1 protein-coding gene is annotated in these 1635 nt (G+C 69.8%); it reads right to left on the reverse strand.

Annotated elements, in window-relative coordinates; translation table 11 throughout:
- A partial coding sequence (locus DPV74_RS41270; RefSeq protein ID WP_119339279.1) for an acyl-CoA dehydrogenase family protein occupies nt 1-1484 on the reverse strand: 1484 nt, incomplete at its 3' end.
- Between the last annotated feature and the right edge of the window lie 151 nt (nt 1485-1635).

Genomic DNA, 1635 nt, shown 5'->3' on the forward strand with positions numbered 1-1635 from the left:
AGGCGCTGCGCGAACACGCGGCCCGACGCCTCGAGCGTGTCGGCCGGTGCGTCGAGCATCGCGCGCAGCGCGTCGAGCGCCGCGCGGATGCGCGGTTCGCCCGCGCCGAGGTCGGCGAGTTCGGTGAACAGCGCGGCAGCCGCGTCGGGCTCGCGCGACACCGCGCGCAGCACGTCGAGGCACATCACGTTGCCCGAGCCTTCCCAGATCGAGTTGACGGGCGCCTCGCGGAACAGCCGCGCGATCGGGCCGTCGTCGACATAGCCGTTGCCGCCGAACACTTCCATCACCTCGCCGGTCAGCTCGACCGCGCGCTTGCACACCCAGAATTTCGCGGCGGGCGTGACGATGCGCTTCCATGCGCGTTCGCGCGGCGAGTCGTCGCGCTCGAACGCGTCGGCCAGACGCATCGCCAGCACGAGCGCGGCTTCGCTTTCGAGCGCGAGATCGGCCAGCACGGTGCGCATCAGCGGCTGTTCGGCGAGCGCGCGGCCGAATGCATGGCGCTGGCGCGTGTACGCGATCGCCTGCACGACGCCCTGGCGCAGCATCGCCGCACTGCCGAGCACGCAGTTCAGCCGCGTGTAGGTGGCCATCTCGATGATGGTCGGAATGCCGCGTCCTTCGTCGCCGAGCATGATGCCCCACGCGTCGTTCAGCTCGATCTCGCTGCTCGAGTTGCTGCGGTTGCCGACCTTGTCCTTCAGCCGCTGGATCTCGACCGCGTTCTTCGTGCCGTCCGGCCGCCAGCGCGGCACGTAGAAGCACGACGGGCCGCCGCCTTCGGTCTGCGCGACGACGAGGTGCGCATCGCACATCGGCGCGGAGAAAAACCACTTGTGGCCGCGCAGCCGGTATTCGCCGCCGCGTCCGCCCGCGCCGATGGCGGTCGCGAGCGTCGTGTTCGCGCGTACGTCGGAGCCGCCCTGTTTCTCGGTCATGCCCATGCCGAACCAGATCGAGCGCTTGTCGGCGACCGGCACGTCGCGCGGATCGTAGTCGTCGCTGTAGAGCTTGTCGCGCAGCAGCGCCCACAGCGCAGGCTCCTTCTGCAGCACCGGGATCGCGGCCTGCGTCATCGTCGCCGGGCACAGCGTGCCGGCCTCGATCTGGCCATGCAGGTAGAAGCCGGCCGCGGTCGCGGCCCAGCGGCCGCGGCGCGACTCGCGGAACGCGAGCGACACGAAGCCTTCCTGGCGGTACCGGCCGAGCAGCGCGTGCCACGCCGGGTGAAAGTCGACGCGGTCGATGCGCCGGCCGCGCCGGTCGAACGTGTTCAGTTCCGGCGTGTGACGGTTCGCTTCGTCGGCAAGCCGCGCGGTGTCGGCGCTGCCGAGCCACGCGCCGTATGCGTCGAGCTGCGGCACGGCCCAGTCGGCGCCCGCGCGGGTGAGCGCGTCGCGCAGCGCGATGTCCATCGTGAAGAGGTTATAGTCGACCAGTTCGTCGAACTGGTTCGTGACGGCGTGAGTCGATTCGGTCATCGAAGTTGTCTCCGGTCTCATGCTTCGCGGGCGGCCGGCGTCATGCCGCACGGATGACGCTTCGGCGCCGGTTCCGGCCCCCGGTAAAACGCATGCCCTGCTGATTTCCAGAGTAGCAAATATGCCGCCGCGACATGTTCAGGTTCCGGCG

The sequence above is a fragment of the Burkholderia sp. HAN2018 genome (genome assembly GCF_024704855.1).
Lineage (GTDB): Bacteria > Pseudomonadota > Gammaproteobacteria > Burkholderiales > Burkholderiaceae > Burkholderia > Burkholderia cepacia.